Consider the following 16,627-nt stretch of genomic DNA (forward strand, 5'->3'; position numbering starts at 1 on the left):
GGCACCAGTCTTCGTAGGTCCGTCTCGGGGCCACCCATCAGCGAGGACCTCCTGTGAAACCGCTTCACCGCGCTCTGGCCGCCGTTCCGGCCGCCACCCTTGCGCTCGCCAGCCTGGCCGTCGTCTCCGCCGCCCAGGCCACGCCGCCCGTAGGCACCGCCAACATCCAGATCACCGAGGTCGCCTATGGCGGGAAGGCGCCGAGCGCCGACACCGAGGGCGACGGTGAGTACATCGAGGTCACGAATGTCGGTGACGCGTCGCAGGATCTGACCGGTTGGTCGTACGCGGCGAACAAGACGACGACTATGCCGACCGCTGGCGTCGTGGATCTGTCCTCGTTGGGCACGATCGCTCCGGGTGAGTCCTTCGTGATCACTGACCTCACGGCCGACCACTTCCGCACTGAGTGGGGTCTGAAGGCGTCGGTGAAGGTGATCAACGACGCCCCCGCGGCGATCAGCAGCAGCGCCACGCGGGTTGCGATCTTCAACGGTTCGACCCTGGTCGACTCTCTTGGGTGGGCTGCGGGCTACCTGAGTGCCAAGGGTGTGGGCGCGTACGTCAACGCCGGCCACCTCGCCGACACCGACACGGCGACCGCTGGTGCTTGGACCACGCCAGCGACCGCGAGCGATGCTGAGGGCTCGTGGACCAGCGTCGGCGGAGCAGTGGGCTCGCCGGGCGCCTCCACCTTCGGCACCGGGACCCCGTCGAGCGTCCGTGTCGCGGGCGTCTCCATCGCGGGCGCGAGCGCGCAGAGTGCGACCGTCAACACCGCGTTCTCCTACAGGGGCCTGTCCGCCTCCGGCGGATCGGGCACGTACGCGTGGAGCGCCACCGGCCTGAGCGGCAGCGGTCTGAGCATCAACGCGACCACCGGCGCGATCGCGGGCACGCCGACCGCCGCCGGCACCATCAACGTCACCGTGACCGCGACCGACACGACCACGCCCACCGCCCTGACCGCGAGCACGTCGTTCGCGATCACGGTCGACGCTGGCCTCGACCCGAACTGGCGCGACATCGTGATCAACGAGGTCAGCTCGGACAACAACGTCGCCCAGCTCACCGACCACCTGCCCGGCGCGCTGAAGACCGCTCTGGGTGCCAACGCCGCCGACCTCGTCGAGCTCTACAACAAGGGCGCGCAGGGCGTCGACATCACCGGCTGGAAGCAGATCGACAGCGGCGCCGCCGGCTCCGCGACCGACTTCTCCGGCCGCGTGTACGACATGAGCGGCGCACTCATCACCACCATCCCGGCCCACGGCTTCGGCGTCTTCAAATCCGGCGCCGGGCTGGGCAGCGGTGGCGACCAGGTGAAGATCTACCTCCCCGACGGCACCCTGGTCGACTCGGTCGCCTACGCAGCGGGCCAGGCCGGCTACGACGAGAGCCTCGGCGCCGACCAGGACACCGACGAGATCTACCACGCGATCGCGCGCTGCGGTGACGGCGAGGGCGCACTCAACTCCGCCACGAGCGACGTCACGACCTGGTTCAGCGTCAAGGCCGCGTCGTTCGGCTCGAGCAACGACGCCAGCTGTGACACCAGCACCGACCCCGATGCCGCTGCCACCCGCTACAACGAGCAGCCGCCGACCGGACTGCCCGGCACCTGCGCGCCCAGCGTGGCCTCGGGCAGCGACGCGATCACCGTCTCCGGCGCGGTTCCGTGGCCGACGATCGACCCGGTGAAGACGGTCGACAGCACGTGCGAGTTCGTCACCGCCCAGGACCCGAGCGGCAACGACATGAGCGGCCTCGTGTTCAGCGCCGACGGCAGCGTGCTGTGGGGCGCCCAGAACAAGAACCACCTCTGGAAGCTCGTGAAGGACCCGACGACCGGCAACTACCTGCCGGCCACCGACACCGGCTGGAGCGGCGGCAAGGGCATCACCTTCGCCGGGACCGACCCCAACACCAGTCAGGTGGACAGCGAGGGCCTGACCGTCGGCGGCAACGGCCACCTGTTCGTCACCTCCGAGCGCGACAACGCCAACAGCGGCGTCTCCAAGGACGAGGTGCTCGAGTACGACCCGACCGCGACCGGCACCACCCTGGCCCCGGTCAAGCAGTGGGACCTCACCTCGGAGTTCGTGCCGTCGGTGCTGGCGGCCTCCGGCGACGACGCCAACCTCGGCTTCGAGGGTGTCACGTACGTGCCGGACTCGTTCCTCACCGGGCACGGCTTCCGCGACCAGCACCTGGGCAGGACGTACGCCCCGGCCGACTACCCGCTGCACGGCGACGGCCTGTTCTTCGTCGCCCTGGAGAAGACCGGCCACCTGTACGCGTACGCGCTGAACTCGGACGGCACGTTCCAGCGGGTCGCCGACGTCGACACCGGCATCAACGGCTCCAGCGCCGTCGCCGACGTCCAGTTCAACGCCGACGACCAGGGCATCTGGACCCACTGCGACAACGACTGCGGCGTAGTCGACAGCCTGCTCCGGATCGACGCCCACGGCGACTTCGCCCGGGTGGTCAGCTACAGCCGCCCGATCGGGCTGCCCGACGGCAACCTGGAGGGCTTCGCGATCGCCCCGGCCTCGACCGCGGTGAACGGCACGCGTGAGGTGGTCTGGTCCGACGACGGCATCTTCGGCAACGGCAACGCCTGGAACCTCGACAAGACCGCTAACGTCCCCTCGTACGGATGGGGCCACGCCCTGTACAGCAGCACGCTGCCGCTGGCGGTGCCGGTCCCGAGCGAGCCGACGGGCACCCCGACCGGCACGCCCACGGGTACCCCGACCGGCACACCCACGGGCACTCCGACCGGGACGCCCACGGGCAACCCCACGGGCACCCCGACCGGCGGCGTCACCGGCCAGAAGCCGGTCTTCCACCCGGTGACGGGCAAGCCCAAGCCGGGCAGGAAGCTGCACGTGAAGGTCACCGTGCCCAGCGGCTCGACCGTCCGGTACCAGTGGTTCGCCGGCGGCAAGAGGGTCAAGCACGCCACCACGAGCTCGCTCAAGGTGACCAAGGCCTTCAAGCACAAGGCGATCAAGGTCAAGGTCGTCGTCACCACCCCGGGCCACGCCCCGGTGACGAAGGTGATCCGGGTCCACGGACGGATCCGCTGATCGCGACGAGCGTGGATTGAGGCGGCGTCACGGGGACCGACTAGTTTGGTCCCCGTGGCAGCCACCGACTTCGACGCCGAGATCAAGCAGCTCCAGGCGACGCTTCACACCGTCGAGCAGGTCCTCGACCTGACTCAGATGAAGACCGAGATCGCCGACCTCGGCGAGCAGGTCGCCGCGCCCGACCTCTGGGACGACCAGGACAACGCACAGCGGATCACCAGCCGTCTCTCCATGCTCCAGGGAGAGGTCGAGCGCTTCGAGGTCCTCGCCGGTCGCGTCGAGGACCTCGGCGTCCTCGCCGAGCTCGCGCAGGAGGAGGGCGACGCCGACACGCTCGCCGAGGCCGACGCCGAGCTGGTCCGCGTCCAGAAGGACGTCGAGGCGCTCGAGGTCCGCACGCTCCTGTCCGGCGAGTACGACGCCCGCGAGGCGATCGTGACGATCCGATCGGGCGCCGGTGGCGTCGACGCTGCCGACTTCGCCGAGACCCTGATGCGGATGTACACGCGCTGGGCCGAGCAGCACAAGTACCCCGTCGAGGTCTTCGACGTCTCCTACGCGGAGGAGGCAGGCATCAAGTCCGCCGAGTTCGCGATCCACGCGCCCTACGCGTACGGAACGCTCTCCGTCGAGGCCGGCACCCACCGCCTCGTCCGGATCTCGCCGTTCGACAACCAGGGCCGCCGCCAGACGTCGTTCGCCGCCGTCGAGGTGGTGCCGGTGCTCGAGCAGACCGACAACATCGAGGTCGACGAGAACGACCTGCGCGTCGACGTCTTCCGGTCCGGCGGCCCCGGCGGCCAGTCGGTCAACACCACCGACTCCGCGGTCCGACTCACCCACCTTCCCACCGGCATCGTGGTGAGCTGCCAGAACGAGAAGTCGCAGCTGCAGAACAAGGCCTCCGCGATGGTCGTCCTCAAGGCCAAGCTGCTCGCCAAGAAGAAGGCGGAGGAGGCGGCGCTCAAGAAGGAGCTCAAGGGCGACGTCGCCGCGTCCTGGGGCGATCAGATGCGCAACTACGTGCTCAACCCGTACCAGATCGTCAAGGACCTCCGGACGGGCTTCGAGACCGGCAACCCGACCTCCGTCTTCGACGGCGACCTGGACGGCTTCCTCGAGGCCGGCATCCGCTGGCGCCGCGACGGCGAGAAGGCCGCCGCCAGCTAGGCCGCCGCACCGAGACGCACGACAGGGCCGCGACCCCCATCCCTGGGGTCGCGGCCCTGCTGCGTGGTCGCCGGACGCTGTGCGCCGGGCCGACCACCTGCCGCGGCTGCTCTGACTCAGCCGCGGCCCTCGGCGTGCGTGACGCCGGTGTCTAGGCCGTGGCCTGGCGCTCGGTCGTGGCCTCGACCGGCGCGGAGGTGGTCGGTACGGGAGTGCCGATCCGATCGGCCATGCGGGCACGGAGCTCGGCGGCGCCCGCGTCGTGGTGGCGCGGCACGGTGATCTCCTCGACGATCCGGCCGGCCTCGAGCACGACGGCACGGTCGGCCACCTCGAGCACCTGGTCGGCGTCGTTGGAGACGAGCAGGACCGCCGTACGGCGCGCGGCGGCGCTGCGTCGCAGCGCCCGGTGCAGGGCGAGCCTTCCCAGCGGGTCGAGGGTCTGCCAGGGCTGGTCGGCCAGGATCAGCTCCGGGTCGCCGGCCAGGACACGCGCGAGGGCGAGCCGCTGCTGGTCGAGGAACGACAGGTCGCCGACCCAGGAGGCCTCGGCGTCGAGCAACCCGACCTCCGCGAGCGCCTGCCGCGCCGGGCGACGGCTGGCAGCACCCGGAACGCCGGCCGCCACATGCTCCAGCGTCCGCTTCCACGGCGGCACGTCGGTCGAGCCGTCGAGCTGCGCGATCCGCTCGGGCAGCCGCAGGTAGCCGGAGGCGGCCACGTCGCGGTCCTGGCGGGCGAGCGCCCGCAGCAGGCTGGCGCGGCCACTGCCGCGGCGGCCCACCAGGGCGACCACCTCGCCCGCGCCCAGGTCGAGGTCGACGCCGTCCAGGATGCCCGCATCCGGCGTGAAGCGGCGGCACAGTCCGCGGGCCCGTACGACGCTGTCGGCCGGGTCGTAGGTCGGGTGGGTCATGCCGCCTCCTTGTCTAGATCGTTTAAGACAATCAAAATACTAGACAAAGAAGCCAGGCGGGACAAGCCCTGGTGTGGACGTCATGCGATCCGTGGCCATCCACGGAGTCCGCCGTATGACGTCAGGCGGCGGCCTTCGCCACCGCGAGACACCAGCGGCCGACCAGGTCGACGTCGTGGCTCTCCAGCGAGCAGCTCAGCCACGCGTCGCCGAAGAGGCCGCGCACCACTGTCGCATCGCCGCAGGCGAGCGCCGAGGTCGGTGCGCCGTAGGCGGGCATCGCGGCGACCGGTCGGCACCTCGAGGCGGGCTTCGCGGCCGCCAGCTCCTTGGCGCGATCGGCGGTCACCGGGGGAGCGAAGACCCAGGCCCGTGCCTCGGCTCCCGAGGCGGTCGCCCAGGTACAGCCGAACTCGTCGGCGACGTCCTTGACGTGCGGTGTGAGCTGGGTCCGGTCTCCCGGCTGCCACGATGCGTGCGAGGCCACCGTCGACCCCAGCGCCGCCGTGGCGGCGTCCGTCAGCCCGTCGCAGAACGCCGCGCGTCGTACGGTCATCGTGGTGGTGTCCGCCGAGGCCAGCCCGGTCGCCAGCGGGTTCGCCGGAGGCGGGGGCGTGGGGGAGGTTCGCAGCACCCCGACACCGACGACGAGGGCCGTGAATACCACAGGGACTCCCACCTTGAAGGGCAAAGAGTCGAAGAGCGACGGCACGCGGAGACCTTAACTGCTCGGTCCATCGTCTAACCTCGATCGGGTGATTCGCTTCGAGAAGGTCACCAAGACCTACCCCGGCTCGGGGAAGCCCGCGCTCGACCAGGTCTCCATCGATGTGGAGAAGGGTGAGTTCGTCTTCCTCGTCGGCCAATCGGGCTCGGGCAAGTCCACGGCGCTGCGCCTCATCCTGCGTGAGGCCCGCCCCAGCGCCGGTCGCGTCTACGTCGCCGGCAAGGAGATCAACCGGCTCGCGGGCTGGAAGGTGCCGCGGCTGCGCCGCCAGATCGGCACCGTCTTCCAGGACTTCCGCCTGCTGCAGAACAAGAACGTCGCCGAGAACGTCGCCTTCGCGATGCAGGTGACCGGGCACTCCCGCGACGAGATCGCCGAGCGCATCCCCGAGACGCTCGAGCTGGTCGGCCTCGACGGCAAGGCCGACCGGATGCCCGACGAGCTCTCCGGAGGGGAGCAGCAGCGCGTCGCGATCGCGCGCGCCTTCGTCAACAAGCCGATGATCCTCATCGCCGACGAGCCGACCGGAAATCTCGACCCGACCACCAGCGTCGGCATCATGAAGCTGCTCGACCGGATCAACCGCACCGGCACCACCGTGGTGATGGCGACCCACGACGCGAGCATCGTGGACCAGATGCGCAAGCGCGTCATCGAGCTCGAGGGCGGCAAGGTCGTACGCGACCAGGCACAGGGCGTCTACGGCTTCCAGCACTGACCCCGACCCGCGTCCGACCCACGTCGATCCACAACAGAGAGAGCCATCTCCCTCCCATGCAGCTTCGTTACGTCTTCACCGAGCTCCGCCAGGGCCTGCGCCGCAACCTGTCGATGCACCTGGCCGTCGTGCTCACCCTGCTGGTCTCGCTGACCCTCGTCGGCGTCGGCATCCTGCTCAACCAGGAGGCGGAGAAGACCGCCGACCAGTGGGGCAGCGAGCTCCAGATCACCGTCTTCCTGTGCAACGGCACCACCGACGCGACCCCGTCGTGCGTCGGGCCGGTCACCGACGCGCAGAAGTCGGCGATCGAGAAGGTCCTCGACGAGAACCCCAACGTCGACTCCTTCCGCCTCGAGTCGCAGCAGGAGGCGTACGAGCGCATCCAGCACCTCAACGTGCCGGCCAGCAGCTTCGCCGGGCCCGACCCCGCGATCAAGGTCTCGGACATGCCGGAGTCCTACTGGATCACGATGAAGGACCCGCACAAGGCCGCCACCATCAAGGAGTCGGTGCAGGGCCTGGACGGCGTCGCCAACGTGCAGGACCTGCACAACATCATGGGCTCGATCCTCGGGGCCATCGACAAGCTCCGCTTCGGCGCCTACGCCGCCGCGATCTTCCTGGTGGTCGCCGCGCTGCTGCTGGTCGCCAACACCATCCGGCTGGCCGCGTTCGCACGCCGCCGCGAGATCGCGATCATGCGTCTGGTCGGCGCCTCGACGCTCTACATCGCGCTGCCGTTCCTCCTCGAGGCGCTGGTCACCGCGGTCGTCGGCGTCGCGCTCGCGGGCGGCGCACTGGCCGCCGTGATGAAGTTCGGCGTCATCGACAGCCTCTCCAAGCTGCGCTGGGATGCGTGGATCGGCTGGCACGAGTACTGGATCGCGGTCGGGTTCATCGCCGTCCTCGGCGTGGTCATGACCGTCGCGCCGACACTCCTGCTGACCCGCAAATACATCAAAGTCTGATCCCCGTCCCGTACGGTCGAGGCGTTCACTTCCCCGAACACTCGTTAGGCAGACCCCGGTGCGTTCCTTCCCCCGTACCGTCCGTCGGCGCCTCCTCGCAGCCAGCCTGGTTGCGGTGAGCGTGGGTGGACTCTCCGTCCCCGTCGCGTACGGCAGCGACCACAGCGACAAGCTGAAGCAGCAGCAGAAGGCTGCCAAGCATCAGGTCGCGACCGTCCAGAATGACCTCGACGACTCGAGCGCCGCGCTGCAGGCGGCGGCCACGAAGCTGGCCGACGCGAAGGCGAAGCTCGCCGACGCGCAGGCGCACCTGGCCAGCGTCAACACGCAGCTCGCCGCCGCGCAGAGCGTCGAGGCCGCGGCCCAGGCCGCCCTCGACCAGGCGAAGGCGGACCTCGCCGATGCGGTCGCCGACCTCAAGGCCGGGCAGGACGCCGTGGACACGCAGCGGGCAGCGGTGAAGCAGGCGGCGCTGACCACGTTCACCGCCGGTGACCCGAGCCTGCTCGAGATGGGCGACCTTCTCAACGCGACCTCGCCGTCGGACATCGTGCGCAAGCTCGATTACGGCCGGGTGGTCTCCACCGCGCAGACGAACACGTACCAGGAGCTGCAGTCGGCCGAGGTCGTGCTGAACGTCAAGAAGCAGAACATGGCCGCCGCCGAGGCGAAGGTCGCCGCCGACGAGCAGGTCGCCGCCGACCACCTCGCCGAGGTCCAGGACCTCCAGGCGCAGGCCGAGGCGGCCGAGAGCTCGGTCGCCGGCCTGGTGGCCCAGGCCGCCACCGCGAAGTCGGACGCCCAGGCCGCCAAGGAGCACGACGAGACGCTGCTCGCCGCCGCCAAGAAGCGCGAGCAGAAGATCACCCAGCAGATCCTCGCCGACGCCGCGAAGCACGGCCAGAAGCGCACCGTCGCCTCCACCAACGGGATGTTCGTCAACCCCGTCGCGGACACCTACGTGACCTCGCCGTACGGCTGGCGGATCCACCCGATCTACCACTACTGGGGCCTGCACGACGGCGACGACTTCCACGCTCCGTGCGGCACCCACGAGGTGGCGGTCGGCACCGGCCGGGTGGTCTCGGAGTACTACTCCGACGTCTGGGGCAACCGCCTCTTCCTCGACCTCGGCACGATCAACGGCGACCAGTACACCGCGATCTACAACCACATCCAGGACGGCGGCTACCGGGCCAGCGTCGGCGAGGTCGTCGACACCGGTCAGACCGTCGGCCTGGCCGGCACGACCGGCTGGTCGACCGCCTGCCACCTGCACTTCACGATCATGCGCAACGGCACCGCGATCGACCCGCAGACGGTCCTGCAGTAGCACCGGCGGGTGCGGTGGTTGAGGAGCGAGCCCTTCGACAGGCTCAGGAGGGCCCGCAGCGAGCCACGAAGCCACCGGTGCGCGTCGAGCGGACCGGTCCGGTCACCACGGTGATCATCGACCGGCCTGCGGCGCGCAACGCCGTCGACCGGCCGACCGCCGAGGCGCTGGCGGCGGCGTTCCGCGCCTTCGACGCCGACGCGTCGGCATCGGTCGCGGTGCTGACCGGTGCCGACGACACCTTCTGCGCCGGAGCCGACCTCAAGGCGGTCGGCACGGAGCGGCAGAACTCCCTGGCCGCTGACGGCGATGCCCCGATGGGCGTCTCGCGTCTGGTCCTGGGGAAGCCGGTGATCGCCGCGATCGAGGGGCACGCGGTCGCGGGCGGTCTCGAGCTGGCGATCTGGTGCGACCTGCGCGTCGCGGCCTCCGACGCCGTGCTCGGGATCTTCTGCCGTCGCTTCGGCGTACCGCTGATCGACGGGGGCACCGTCCGCCTGCCCGCCCTGATCGGAACCTCCCGGGCGATGGACCTCATCCTCACCGGCCGCGCCGTCGACGCCGAGGAGGCGTACGGGATGGGACTGGTCAACCGCGTCGTCGAGCCGGGGACGGCGCGCGAGGCGGCCGAGGCGCTCGCCCACCAGCTCGCCGCCCTCCCGCAGACGACGATGCGCAACGACCGGCTCTCGGTGCTGCACGCGCAGGGCCGGGCGACCGAGGAGGCGATGGCGTACGAGCTCAGGATCGGTCTCGCGTCGCTCGCTGCCGACGGCGTCGGGGGAGCCGCGAGGTTCCGTGACGGCGCCGGAAGGCACGGCGAGTCTTAATCTCTTGCCCATCTTTGGGATGATGGTGGGATGCCGAAGGAGCAGGGCCGCAAGCCGATCGCGCAGAACAAGAAGGCGCGACACGACTACCACATCGAGGACACCTACGAGGCCGGGATGGTCCTGCAGGGCACCGAGGTGAAGTCGTTGCGCGAGGGCCGTGCCTCCATCGTCGACGGCTTCGTCGAGATCGACCGCGGCGAGGCCTGGCTGCACCAGGTCTACATCCCGGAGTACCTCAACGGCTCCTGGACCAACCACGCCGCCCGCCGCAAGCGCAAGCTGCTGCTCAACCGCGCCGAGATCACCAAGATCGAGCGCGAGATCTCGATCAAGGGCATGACGATCGTCCCGCTCTCGCTCTACTTCAACGACGGTCGCGCCAAGATCGAGATCGCGCTCGCCAAGGGCAAGAAGGCGTGGGACAAGCGTCAGTCGATCGCCGAGCGCACCGCCGACCGGGAGAAGGAGCAGGAGCTCGGCCGCCACCTCAAGGGCATGCGGGACTGAGCGACCGTGCCGAGCCGGCCGCCGCAGTGGGCACGGACCCGCTTCGAGGAGTCTCGGGTCGCCCGGCTCGCGACGGTCACCCCGGCAGGCGCGCCGCACCTGGTCCCGGTCGTCTTCGCGGTCCTCGGCGACACCATCGTGACGGCGGTGGACCACAAGCCGAAGTCGACCACGCGGCTGCGCCGACTCGAGAACGTCGCCGGCGAGCCGCGCGTCAGCCTCCTCGTCGACGCCTACGACGAGGACTGGTCACAGCTGTGGTGGGCGCGCGCCGACGGGCGCGCGCGGGTCGTGGCCGGCCCGGACGCCGAGACGGTCGCCGCCCTCGCCACCCGCTATCGCCAGTACGACGGCCGGCCGCCCGGCGGCCCGTACCTCCTGATCGAGGTCTCGCGCTGGAGCGGCTGGACGGCCGGATCCGACTGACGACCGGGCCGGGTACCCACACGCAGGACCCGGCATGATGATCGGGTGACAGTGCTCGAGGACCTCACGCCCGACGCCGCCTCGGTGAGGGCCTGGTGGCAGCGCCACGACCTGCCCGGCCTCTTCGACGTCCACGTCCACTTCATGGCGCCGCCCGTGCAGCGGGCGGTGTGGGAGGTCTTCGACTCCGCCGGCCCGAAGATCGGCCGCCCCTGGCCGATCCGCTACCGCCTCCCCGACGAGGATCGGGTCGCGCTCCTGCGCGCGATGGGCGTACGCCGCTTCTCCGCGCTCTCCTACGCCCACAAGCCGGGCGTCGCGGAGTTCCTGAACGCCTGGTCGCGCTCGTTCGCCAAGCAGGTGCCCGAATCGCTGTGGTCGGCGACGCTCTACCCCGAGGAGTCCGCGCTCGGCTACGTCACCGAGCTGGTCGCCGCCGGCGTCGAGCTCTTCAAGGTGCACGTGCAGGTGGGGGAGTTCCTACTCGACGACCCGCTGCTCGACCCGGTCTGGGGGCTGCTCGCCGAGAGCGGCACCCCGGCGGTCATCCACGTCGGGTCGGGGCCGGTCGGCAACGAGTTCACCGGACCGGCCTCGCTGCGCCGGGTGCTGGCGCGCCATCCGCGGCTGACCGTGATCGTGGCCCACCTCGGCGCCCCGGAGTACGCCGACTTCCTCGAACTCGCCGAACGCTTCGAACGCGTCCACCTCGACACCACGATGGTCTTCACCGACTTCTTCGACGAGGCGACGGCTGCCTTCCCTGCCGAGCTGCTGCCGCGGCTGCGCGACCTGGGCGACAAGGTGCTGCTCGGCACCGACTACCCGACGATCCCGTACCCGTACCTCCATCAGCTGGAGTCTCTCGAGGCCCTTGACCTGGGGGAACAGTGGCTGCGGGCGGTGTGTTGGGATAACGGTTCGTCACTCTTCGGTCCTGCCCGATAGACTGAGGGCTACAACTCAAAAGGGGCTGATCGGTTTCGACTTGGGACGTTAGTCCGAAGGGAAGCGGGTCGAGGAGCCAGCGTTATCTCGTTAACGATCGCTGGAAAAAATATAACTGCCAACGCTAAGCGCAGTTCCTTCGCTCTCGCCGCCTGAGCGGTGATCGAAGCGTCTGACCGGGTATCCGTCTTCGGCCCGGACCCAGGCGTCGACTAGAAGACTTACCGTGCGTGCTTCGTCAGTGAGCCGCTAGGGACACTTAGCTGACTGAGCCTGTCGGGGAGGTGTCTGTGCCAGCCCCGGGGCCGAGAAAAGCGACATCGCAGACTGCACCCGGAGAAGACTTCGTTCGACGCTCGAGGACCGGGGTTCGATTCCCCGCAGCTCCACCATGGTGGCCTTGCTCGAACTCTGCCTACGCAGAGCCGCATCGAGCATGGCGACCAAGGGACGATCAGCAGGAACAGCGCTCAGGGAGACCTGGGCGCTGTTTCTGTGTGCCCGCGTGTGGCTCCGGCTCGTGCGGTGGGAGCGGTTGTAGGTCACCACGGTCGAAGCGCAGCATCAGGGACCGTCCTGCATCGAAGTCGGTCTCTGGGTCTCCAGCTGGCGCCGTAGCGATGCCTGCTGGTGCCGCACAGTCTTTCGGTGCTCCCGCAGCTTGGCCTGGGGCCAGTCGGGGTCGCCGATGAGGTCGAAGTAGCTGTCTTCCTTCTCGTCGAGCGCAGCGAGCTGCTTGGTGGCCTCCCGGCGCAGGGTCAGCGACACGGACGAGCTGCTGGCCGCTGCCTCGTCGACCCGCGCCCGGATCTCGACTCGGAGTAGAGGAACAAGCAATGACCAACGAACACACCCCTCACAACCACAACAACGAGGGGGGTAACAACAGCCCCTCCCAGGGGCAGACTCACGTGCCTAACGTCGATCACATGACGACCCTCATCCTGAACAACAGTGTGGCGATGCCGGCCATCGGCCTCGGTGTCTTCCAGACGCCGCCGGACGAGACCCGTGCAGCCGTCAGCGCCGCCCTGGAGACCGGCTACCGCCATATCGACACCGCGGCGGCCTACGGCAACGAGCGCGAGGTCGGTGAAGCCATCGCGGCCTCTGGCGTGAACCGTGACGACATCTTCGTCGAGACCAAGATCTGGATCAGCGACTACGGCTACGAGGAGACGCTGCACGGCTTCGAGAAGAGCGCCGGCAAGCTCGGCGTCGACCAGATCGACCTGCTGATCCTGCACCAGGCGCTGCCGTCTGGGTTCGGTAAGACCAAGGAGGCCTACCGGGCGCTGGAGACCCTGCTCGGGCAGGGCAAGGTCCGCGCCATCGGCGTCAGCAACTTCATGGTCGAACACCTGACCGAGCTGCTGGAGAGCGCCAAGGTCGTACCGGCCGTGAACCAGATCGAGGTCCACCCCTACTTCCAGCAGAGCGAGGTACAGGCCTTCGGCGCCGAGCACGGCATCCTGACCCAAGCCTGGTCGCCGATCGGTGGCATCACCTTCTACCGCGAGGGCGAGCACACCAGCACCCTCGAAGACCCGACCATTGTGGGCATCGCCGAAGCGCACTCGAAGAGCCCGGCCCAGGTCATGCTCCGCTGGCACCTGCAGCAGGGCCGATCTGTCATCCCGAAGTCGACCAAGGCGCACCGCATCGCCGAGAACTTCGACGTCTTCGACTTCGAGCTGTCCGCTGACGAGTTGGCCTCGATCGATGCCCTCGACACCGGCAAGCGCGGCGGCCCCGAGCCCGAAGCCATCACGCTTGAGAGCTTCGGCCGAGAGATCCCGGAGGCCTGATGAGCGACACCAACACACAACCACGGGTCGCCGTCGTTACGGGCGCTTCTTCAGGCATCGGCGAGGCCACAGCCCGCGCACTGGCCGCCAGCGGCTACAAGGTCGCTCTGCTAGCTCGGCGCCTCGACCGCATCACCGCGCTGGCCGATGAACTCGGCGACGGCGCAATCGCTATCGCTGCCGATGTCACCGACCGCGGCAGCATCGTCGCCGCGGCCGAGCGCGTCCAGCAGGAACTTGGCGGCGCCGACGTCCTGATCAACAACGCTGGAGTCATGCTCCTCGGGCCGTTCACGAGCAATCAGCGCGACGACTACCGTCAGATGATCGAGGTCAACCTGCTCGGCGCCATCACGGCCACCGAAGTATTCCTTGACCAGCTCAAGAGCGGATCGAGTAACCGTGGCGGCGACATCATCAACATCTCGTCGGTCGCTGGCCGAACCGCCCGCGCGGGCAATGGGGTCTACGCCGCCACAAAGTGGGGCATGAACGGCTGGTCGGAGTCGCTCCGCCAAGAGCTTCTTCCCGACGTGCGCGTGACTCTCATCGAGCCCGGCGTCGTCGCGACCGAACTGCCGAACCACATCACCCACTCGGAGACCAAGCAGGCGGTCGGCGCGCTCTACGACCAAGCCGAGGTCACGGCGGACGACGTCGCGGAGATCATCGCCTTCACGCTCAGCCGTCCCAGACACCTGGCCATCAACGAGATCCTGCTGCGCCCGGCGGGACAGGCCTAACCGTCCTGTTCCAGGGTCGCGGGCGGTATGTCCAACCGCTGGGCGAGCTCGGAGAGATCCACGGAAGGCTCAAAGTTCGAGTAGATCCGAAGCGGCTCCACTCGCCGCAGGCGAGGTGTGTTCGCGCAAGGCGCGAACACACCTCGCCTCGTCATCTTGGTGGGGCCTCGCCCCACACCCCGAGCGCGTGCGGACCCACCCCCACGCGGTCAAGTCCCTCAGCGTCGAGCCCGCTGACGTCACCTTGTTCGGGGGAGCAGGCCAGCCGCGCGGTCGGTGAGAGTGCCGCTATGCCTACCGCTTGGGCTGCGCTCGGCTGGGGTGCGGTGTCCTCGGCCTCGCTCTACATCGGCCAGTGGCTCGCCGGCCCGCTGGGGCGATCCCCACGTCGGGTGGGACAGCTGATGGGCTTCGGGGCGGGCACGATGCTCAGCGCGGTCGCCTACGAGCTGATCCCGGAGTCCAATCTCGAGCACGGTCTGTCCGTGGGGATCAGCTGCCTGGTCGGCGCGCTGGCGTACTACGTGGGCGACTGGCTCGTGGATCACGGTGGCGGTGCGGAGCGTCAGGCGATCGACGGATCGCCTCCCAGCGGGTCGGGAGCGGCGATGTTCATCGGAGCCCTGCTGGACGGTGTGCCGGAGGCGCTCATCCTCGGCATCACGCTGGCGGCCGGAGGCGCCGTCAACCTCGCCTTCCTCGCCGCCATCCTGGTCTCGAACATCCCGCAGGGGCTCGCCGGCACGGCCAGCCTGCGCGATGCCGGCTACGCCAACCGGCGCATCGCGGTCATGTGGGGCGCGCTGACGCTCGCGTGCGCCGTCACCTCGGTAGCGGGCTACCTGCTCTCCGACCAGCTGCCGACCCCGGGCCTCGACGCCGAGGCGTTCGCCGGGGGAGCGGTGCTCGTGATGCTCGCCGACTCGATGATGCCCGAGGCCTTCGAGCACGGCGGTCGCTCGGTCGGCCTGCTCACCGTCTTCGGCTTCCTGGTCGCCGGCGCCCTCACCGTCGTGCAATGAGGCCTGGTCGGGGGCTATTCTCGCCACACAGCAGCCGGGAGCTCGGCTGAGCGCGACGCGAGAGGGGTGGTAGCCATGGATGGCGAGCCCCCTAGTTGCGTCACGTCGCCCCTCTGATCGATCGAGCCCCGACGCGCTCCTGCGTGCCGCGACCCTCCACCGGGTCGTCAGGCGGATCGATCGCGTGCCTTCGCGCGCCGTCCCGTTCCGTCTGCTGTCCCCGTATCGACGGGGGAGGTTTCGTCATGTCTGAGCACTCCTTCCGGTCCCTCCGCACCCTGGCCAAGCTGCGCCGGCCCACGCCGGCGGCCGGCGCCTCGCTACGAGCGATCGCGCCTTCCGCGCCCGTCGACCAGCCGCCGGTCGCCTCGAGCCTCGTGGACAGCGCGATCTACCTCGACGGCGCCCGCGTCGAGTCCCCGAGCACGCTGGCCGCGACCTATCGCTCGCTGCACTCGCACGAGAGCGCGGTGGCCTGGATCGGGCTGTGCAAGCCCAGCCAGCACGAGCTCGGCTCGCTCGCCGAGGAGTTCGGGCTGCACGAGCTCGCGGTCGAGGACGCGATCCTCGCCCACCAGCGTCCCAAGATCGAGCGCTACGACGACACCCTGTTCGTCGTCCTGCGTGCCGCTTGGTACGTGGACGAAACCGAGGAGGTCGAGTTCGGCGAGCTGCACGTCTTCGTCGGTCGCGACTTCGTGCTGACCGTCCGGCACGGCGACCAGCCCGACATCTCGCCCGTACGCCGCCGGATGGAGAGCAACCCCGACCTGCTCCGGCTCGGTCCGGAGGCGATCCTGTACGCGATCCTCGACCGCGTCGTCGACGGCTACGCGCCGGTCGTCGCCGGCCTGGCGAACGACATCGACGAGATCGAGACCGAGATGTTCAGCGGCCAGACCCACGTCTCCCGCCGCATCCACGAGCTCAGCCGCGAGGTGGTGGAGTTCCAGCGGGCGACCCGTCCGCTGCTCCAGGTCGTCCGCTCGCTGACCGCGGGCTTCGAGAAGTACCGCACCGACGAGGAGCTGCAGCGCTACCTGCGCGACGTGGAGGACCACCTCACCCAGGTGGTCGAGCAGGTCGACGAGTTCCGGCACCTGCTGCGCGACATCCTCACCGTCAACGCCACCCTCGTGGCGCAGCAGCAGAACGAGGAGATGAAGGCGCTCAGCGAGGTCAGCCTGCAGCAGAACGACGAGGTGAAGAAGATCTCCAGCTGGGCGGCCATCCTGTTCGCGCCCACGCTGGTCGGCACCGTCTACGGCATGAACTTCGACAACATGCCCGAGCTGCACTGGCGCTACGGCTACTTCGTCGCGCTCGCGCTGATGCTGCTGGTCAACCTCACGCTCTACGTGATCTTCCGGCGGCGCCGGTGGATCTAGCGGTCCGTACGCCGGGCGG

At 69.3% G+C, this 16,627-nt stretch carries 16 protein-coding genes and 1 other RNA gene; 14 read left to right on the plus strand and 3 right to left on the minus strand.

Annotation, left to right across the window (positions count from 1 at the left end):
* Positions 1-53 precede the first annotated feature (53 nt).
* Together ACZ5L9_RS11420 and prfB are read left to right on the plus strand one after the other, a co-directional pair.
* Positions 54-3,095 (plus strand): lamin tail domain-containing protein, encoded by a 3,042-nt coding sequence (locus ACZ5L9_RS11420; RefSeq protein WP_464527739.1) that lies wholly within the window; start codon positions 54-56, stop codon positions 3,093-3,095.
* A 54-nt stretch (positions 3,096-3,149) separates the two neighbouring features.
* The gene (gene prfB, locus ACZ5L9_RS11425; protein ID WP_464527741.1) at positions 3,150-4,268 is read left to right on the plus strand and encodes a peptide chain release factor 2; all 1,119 of its coding nucleotides are present in this window, start codon (positions 3,150-3,152) and stop codon (positions 4,266-4,268) included.
* A 151-nt stretch (positions 4,269-4,419) separates the two neighbouring features.
* Here prfB and ACZ5L9_RS11430 read toward each other — a convergent pair whose 3' ends face one another.
* Positions 4,420-5,184: an ATP-binding cassette domain-containing protein gene (locus tag ACZ5L9_RS11430; protein WP_464527743.1), complete on the minus strand. Its 765-nt coding sequence runs from the start codon at positions 5,182-5,184 to the stop codon at positions 4,420-4,422.
* Positions 5,185-5,305: 121 nt separating this feature from the next.
* The gene (locus ACZ5L9_RS11435) at positions 5,306-5,851 is read right to left on the minus strand and encodes a hypothetical protein (protein ID WP_464527745.1); all 546 of its coding nucleotides are present in this window, start codon (positions 5,849-5,851) and stop codon (positions 5,306-5,308) included.
* Between the two features lie 88 nt (positions 5,852-5,939).
* Between ACZ5L9_RS11435 and ftsE the strand changes: the two genes are divergently transcribed.
* The 8 genes from ftsE to ssrA all read left to right on the plus strand — a co-directional run bounded on the left by ftsE (position 5,940) and on the right by ssrA (position 12,039).
* Complete coding sequence (gene ftsE / locus ACZ5L9_RS11440; RefSeq protein WP_464527746.1) at positions 5,940-6,629, plus strand: cell division ATP-binding protein FtsE; 690 nt, start codon at positions 5,940-5,942, stop codon at positions 6,627-6,629.
* A gap of 56 nt (positions 6,630-6,685) precedes the next feature.
* Positions 6,686-7,600, plus strand: coding sequence for a permease-like cell division protein FtsX (gene ftsX, locus ACZ5L9_RS11445; RefSeq protein WP_464527748.1), 915 nt, complete (start codon positions 6,686-6,688; stop codon positions 7,598-7,600).
* A 115-nt stretch (positions 7,601-7,715) separates the two neighbouring features.
* Entirely contained in the window at positions 7,716-8,933 is a 1,218-nt protein-coding gene (locus ACZ5L9_RS11450; RefSeq protein WP_464527750.1) for a peptidoglycan DD-metalloendopeptidase family protein, read from the plus strand.
* A 77-nt stretch (positions 8,934-9,010) separates the two neighbouring features.
* Positions 9,011-9,763 (plus strand): crotonase/enoyl-CoA hydratase family protein, encoded by a 753-nt coding sequence (locus ACZ5L9_RS11455; RefSeq protein WP_464527752.1) that lies wholly within the window; start codon positions 9,011-9,013, stop codon positions 9,761-9,763.
* A 30-nt stretch (positions 9,764-9,793) separates the two neighbouring features.
* Positions 9,794-10,273: an SsrA-binding protein SmpB gene (gene smpB, locus ACZ5L9_RS11460; RefSeq protein ID WP_464527754.1), complete on the plus strand. Its 480-nt coding sequence runs from the start codon at positions 9,794-9,796 to the stop codon at positions 10,271-10,273.
* A gap of 6 nt (positions 10,274-10,279) precedes the next feature.
* Complete coding sequence (locus ACZ5L9_RS11465; RefSeq protein WP_464527756.1) at positions 10,280-10,699, plus strand: TIGR03668 family PPOX class F420-dependent oxidoreductase; 420 nt, start codon at positions 10,280-10,282, stop codon at positions 10,697-10,699.
* A gap of 45 nt (positions 10,700-10,744) precedes the next feature.
* Complete coding sequence (locus tag ACZ5L9_RS11470) at positions 10,745-11,647, plus strand: amidohydrolase family protein (protein WP_464527757.1); 903 nt, start codon at positions 10,745-10,747, stop codon at positions 11,645-11,647.
* Positions 11,648-11,668: 21 nt separating this feature from the next.
* Positions 11,669-12,039: a transfer-messenger RNA gene (ssrA, locus tag ACZ5L9_RS11475) on the plus strand.
* 172 nt (positions 12,040-12,211) lie between these two features.
* Here the strand turns inward: ssrA and ACZ5L9_RS11480 are convergent.
* Entirely contained in the window at positions 12,212-12,415 is a 204-nt protein-coding gene (locus ACZ5L9_RS11480; protein WP_464527759.1) for a hypothetical protein, read from the minus strand.
* Between the two features lie 161 nt (positions 12,416-12,576).
* Here ACZ5L9_RS11480 and ACZ5L9_RS11485 point away from each other — a divergent pair, with 161 nt between their 5' ends.
* From ACZ5L9_RS11485 to corA, 4 genes are all read left to right on the plus strand, one after another.
* A complete protein-coding gene (locus ACZ5L9_RS11485) occupies positions 12,577-13,455 on the plus strand; it encodes an aldo/keto reductase (RefSeq protein ID WP_464527761.1) in 879 nt (292 codons plus the stop codon).
* Positions 13,455-14,198, plus strand: a complete 744-nt coding sequence (locus tag ACZ5L9_RS11490) for an SDR family oxidoreductase (protein ID WP_464527763.1) — start codon at positions 13,455-13,457, stop codon at positions 14,196-14,198. Before ACZ5L9_RS11485 ends, ACZ5L9_RS11490 begins: the two co-directional genes overlap by 1 nt.
* Positions 14,199-14,488: 290 nt before the next feature.
* Positions 14,489-15,220: a ZIP family metal transporter gene (locus tag ACZ5L9_RS11495; RefSeq protein ID WP_464527765.1), complete on the plus strand. Its 732-nt coding sequence runs from the start codon at positions 14,489-14,491 to the stop codon at positions 15,218-15,220.
* A gap of 245 nt (positions 15,221-15,465) precedes the next feature.
* Positions 15,466-16,608, plus strand: a complete 1,143-nt coding sequence (corA, locus tag ACZ5L9_RS11500) for a magnesium/cobalt transporter CorA (RefSeq protein WP_464527767.1) — start codon at positions 15,466-15,468, stop codon at positions 16,606-16,608.
* Positions 16,609-16,627 lie beyond the last annotated feature (19 nt).

It is taken from the genome of Nocardioides sp. JCM 18998 (genome assembly GCF_055391535.1).

What these genes read in the sequence shown, in the direction of transcription:
- ACZ5L9_RS11490 (WP_464527763.1), top strand. Translation starts at nt 13,455, where the DNA reads ATGAGCGACACCAACACACAACCACGGGTCGCCGTCGTTACGGGCGCT.
- ACZ5L9_RS11485 (WP_464527761.1), top strand. Translation starts at nt 12,577, where the DNA reads ATGACGACCCTCATCCTGAACAACAGTGTGGCGATGCCGGCCATCGGC.
- corA (WP_464527767.1), top strand. Translation starts at nt 15,466, where the DNA reads ATGTCTGAGCACTCCTTCCGGTCCCTCCGCACCCTGGCCAAGCTGCGC.
- ftsX (WP_464527748.1), top strand. Translation starts at nt 6,686, where the DNA reads ATGCAGCTTCGTTACGTCTTCACCGAGCTCCGCCAGGGCCTGCGCCGC.
- ACZ5L9_RS11430 (WP_464527743.1), bottom strand. Translation starts at nt 5,184, where the DNA reads ATGACCCACCCGACCTACGACCCGGCCGACAGCGTCGTACGGGCCCGC.
- smpB (WP_464527754.1), top strand. Translation starts at nt 9,794, where the DNA reads ATGCCGAAGGAGCAGGGCCGCAAGCCGATCGCGCAGAACAAGAAGGCG.
- ACZ5L9_RS11495 (WP_464527765.1), top strand. Translation starts at nt 14,489, where the DNA reads ATGCCTACCGCTTGGGCTGCGCTCGGCTGGGGTGCGGTGTCCTCGGCC.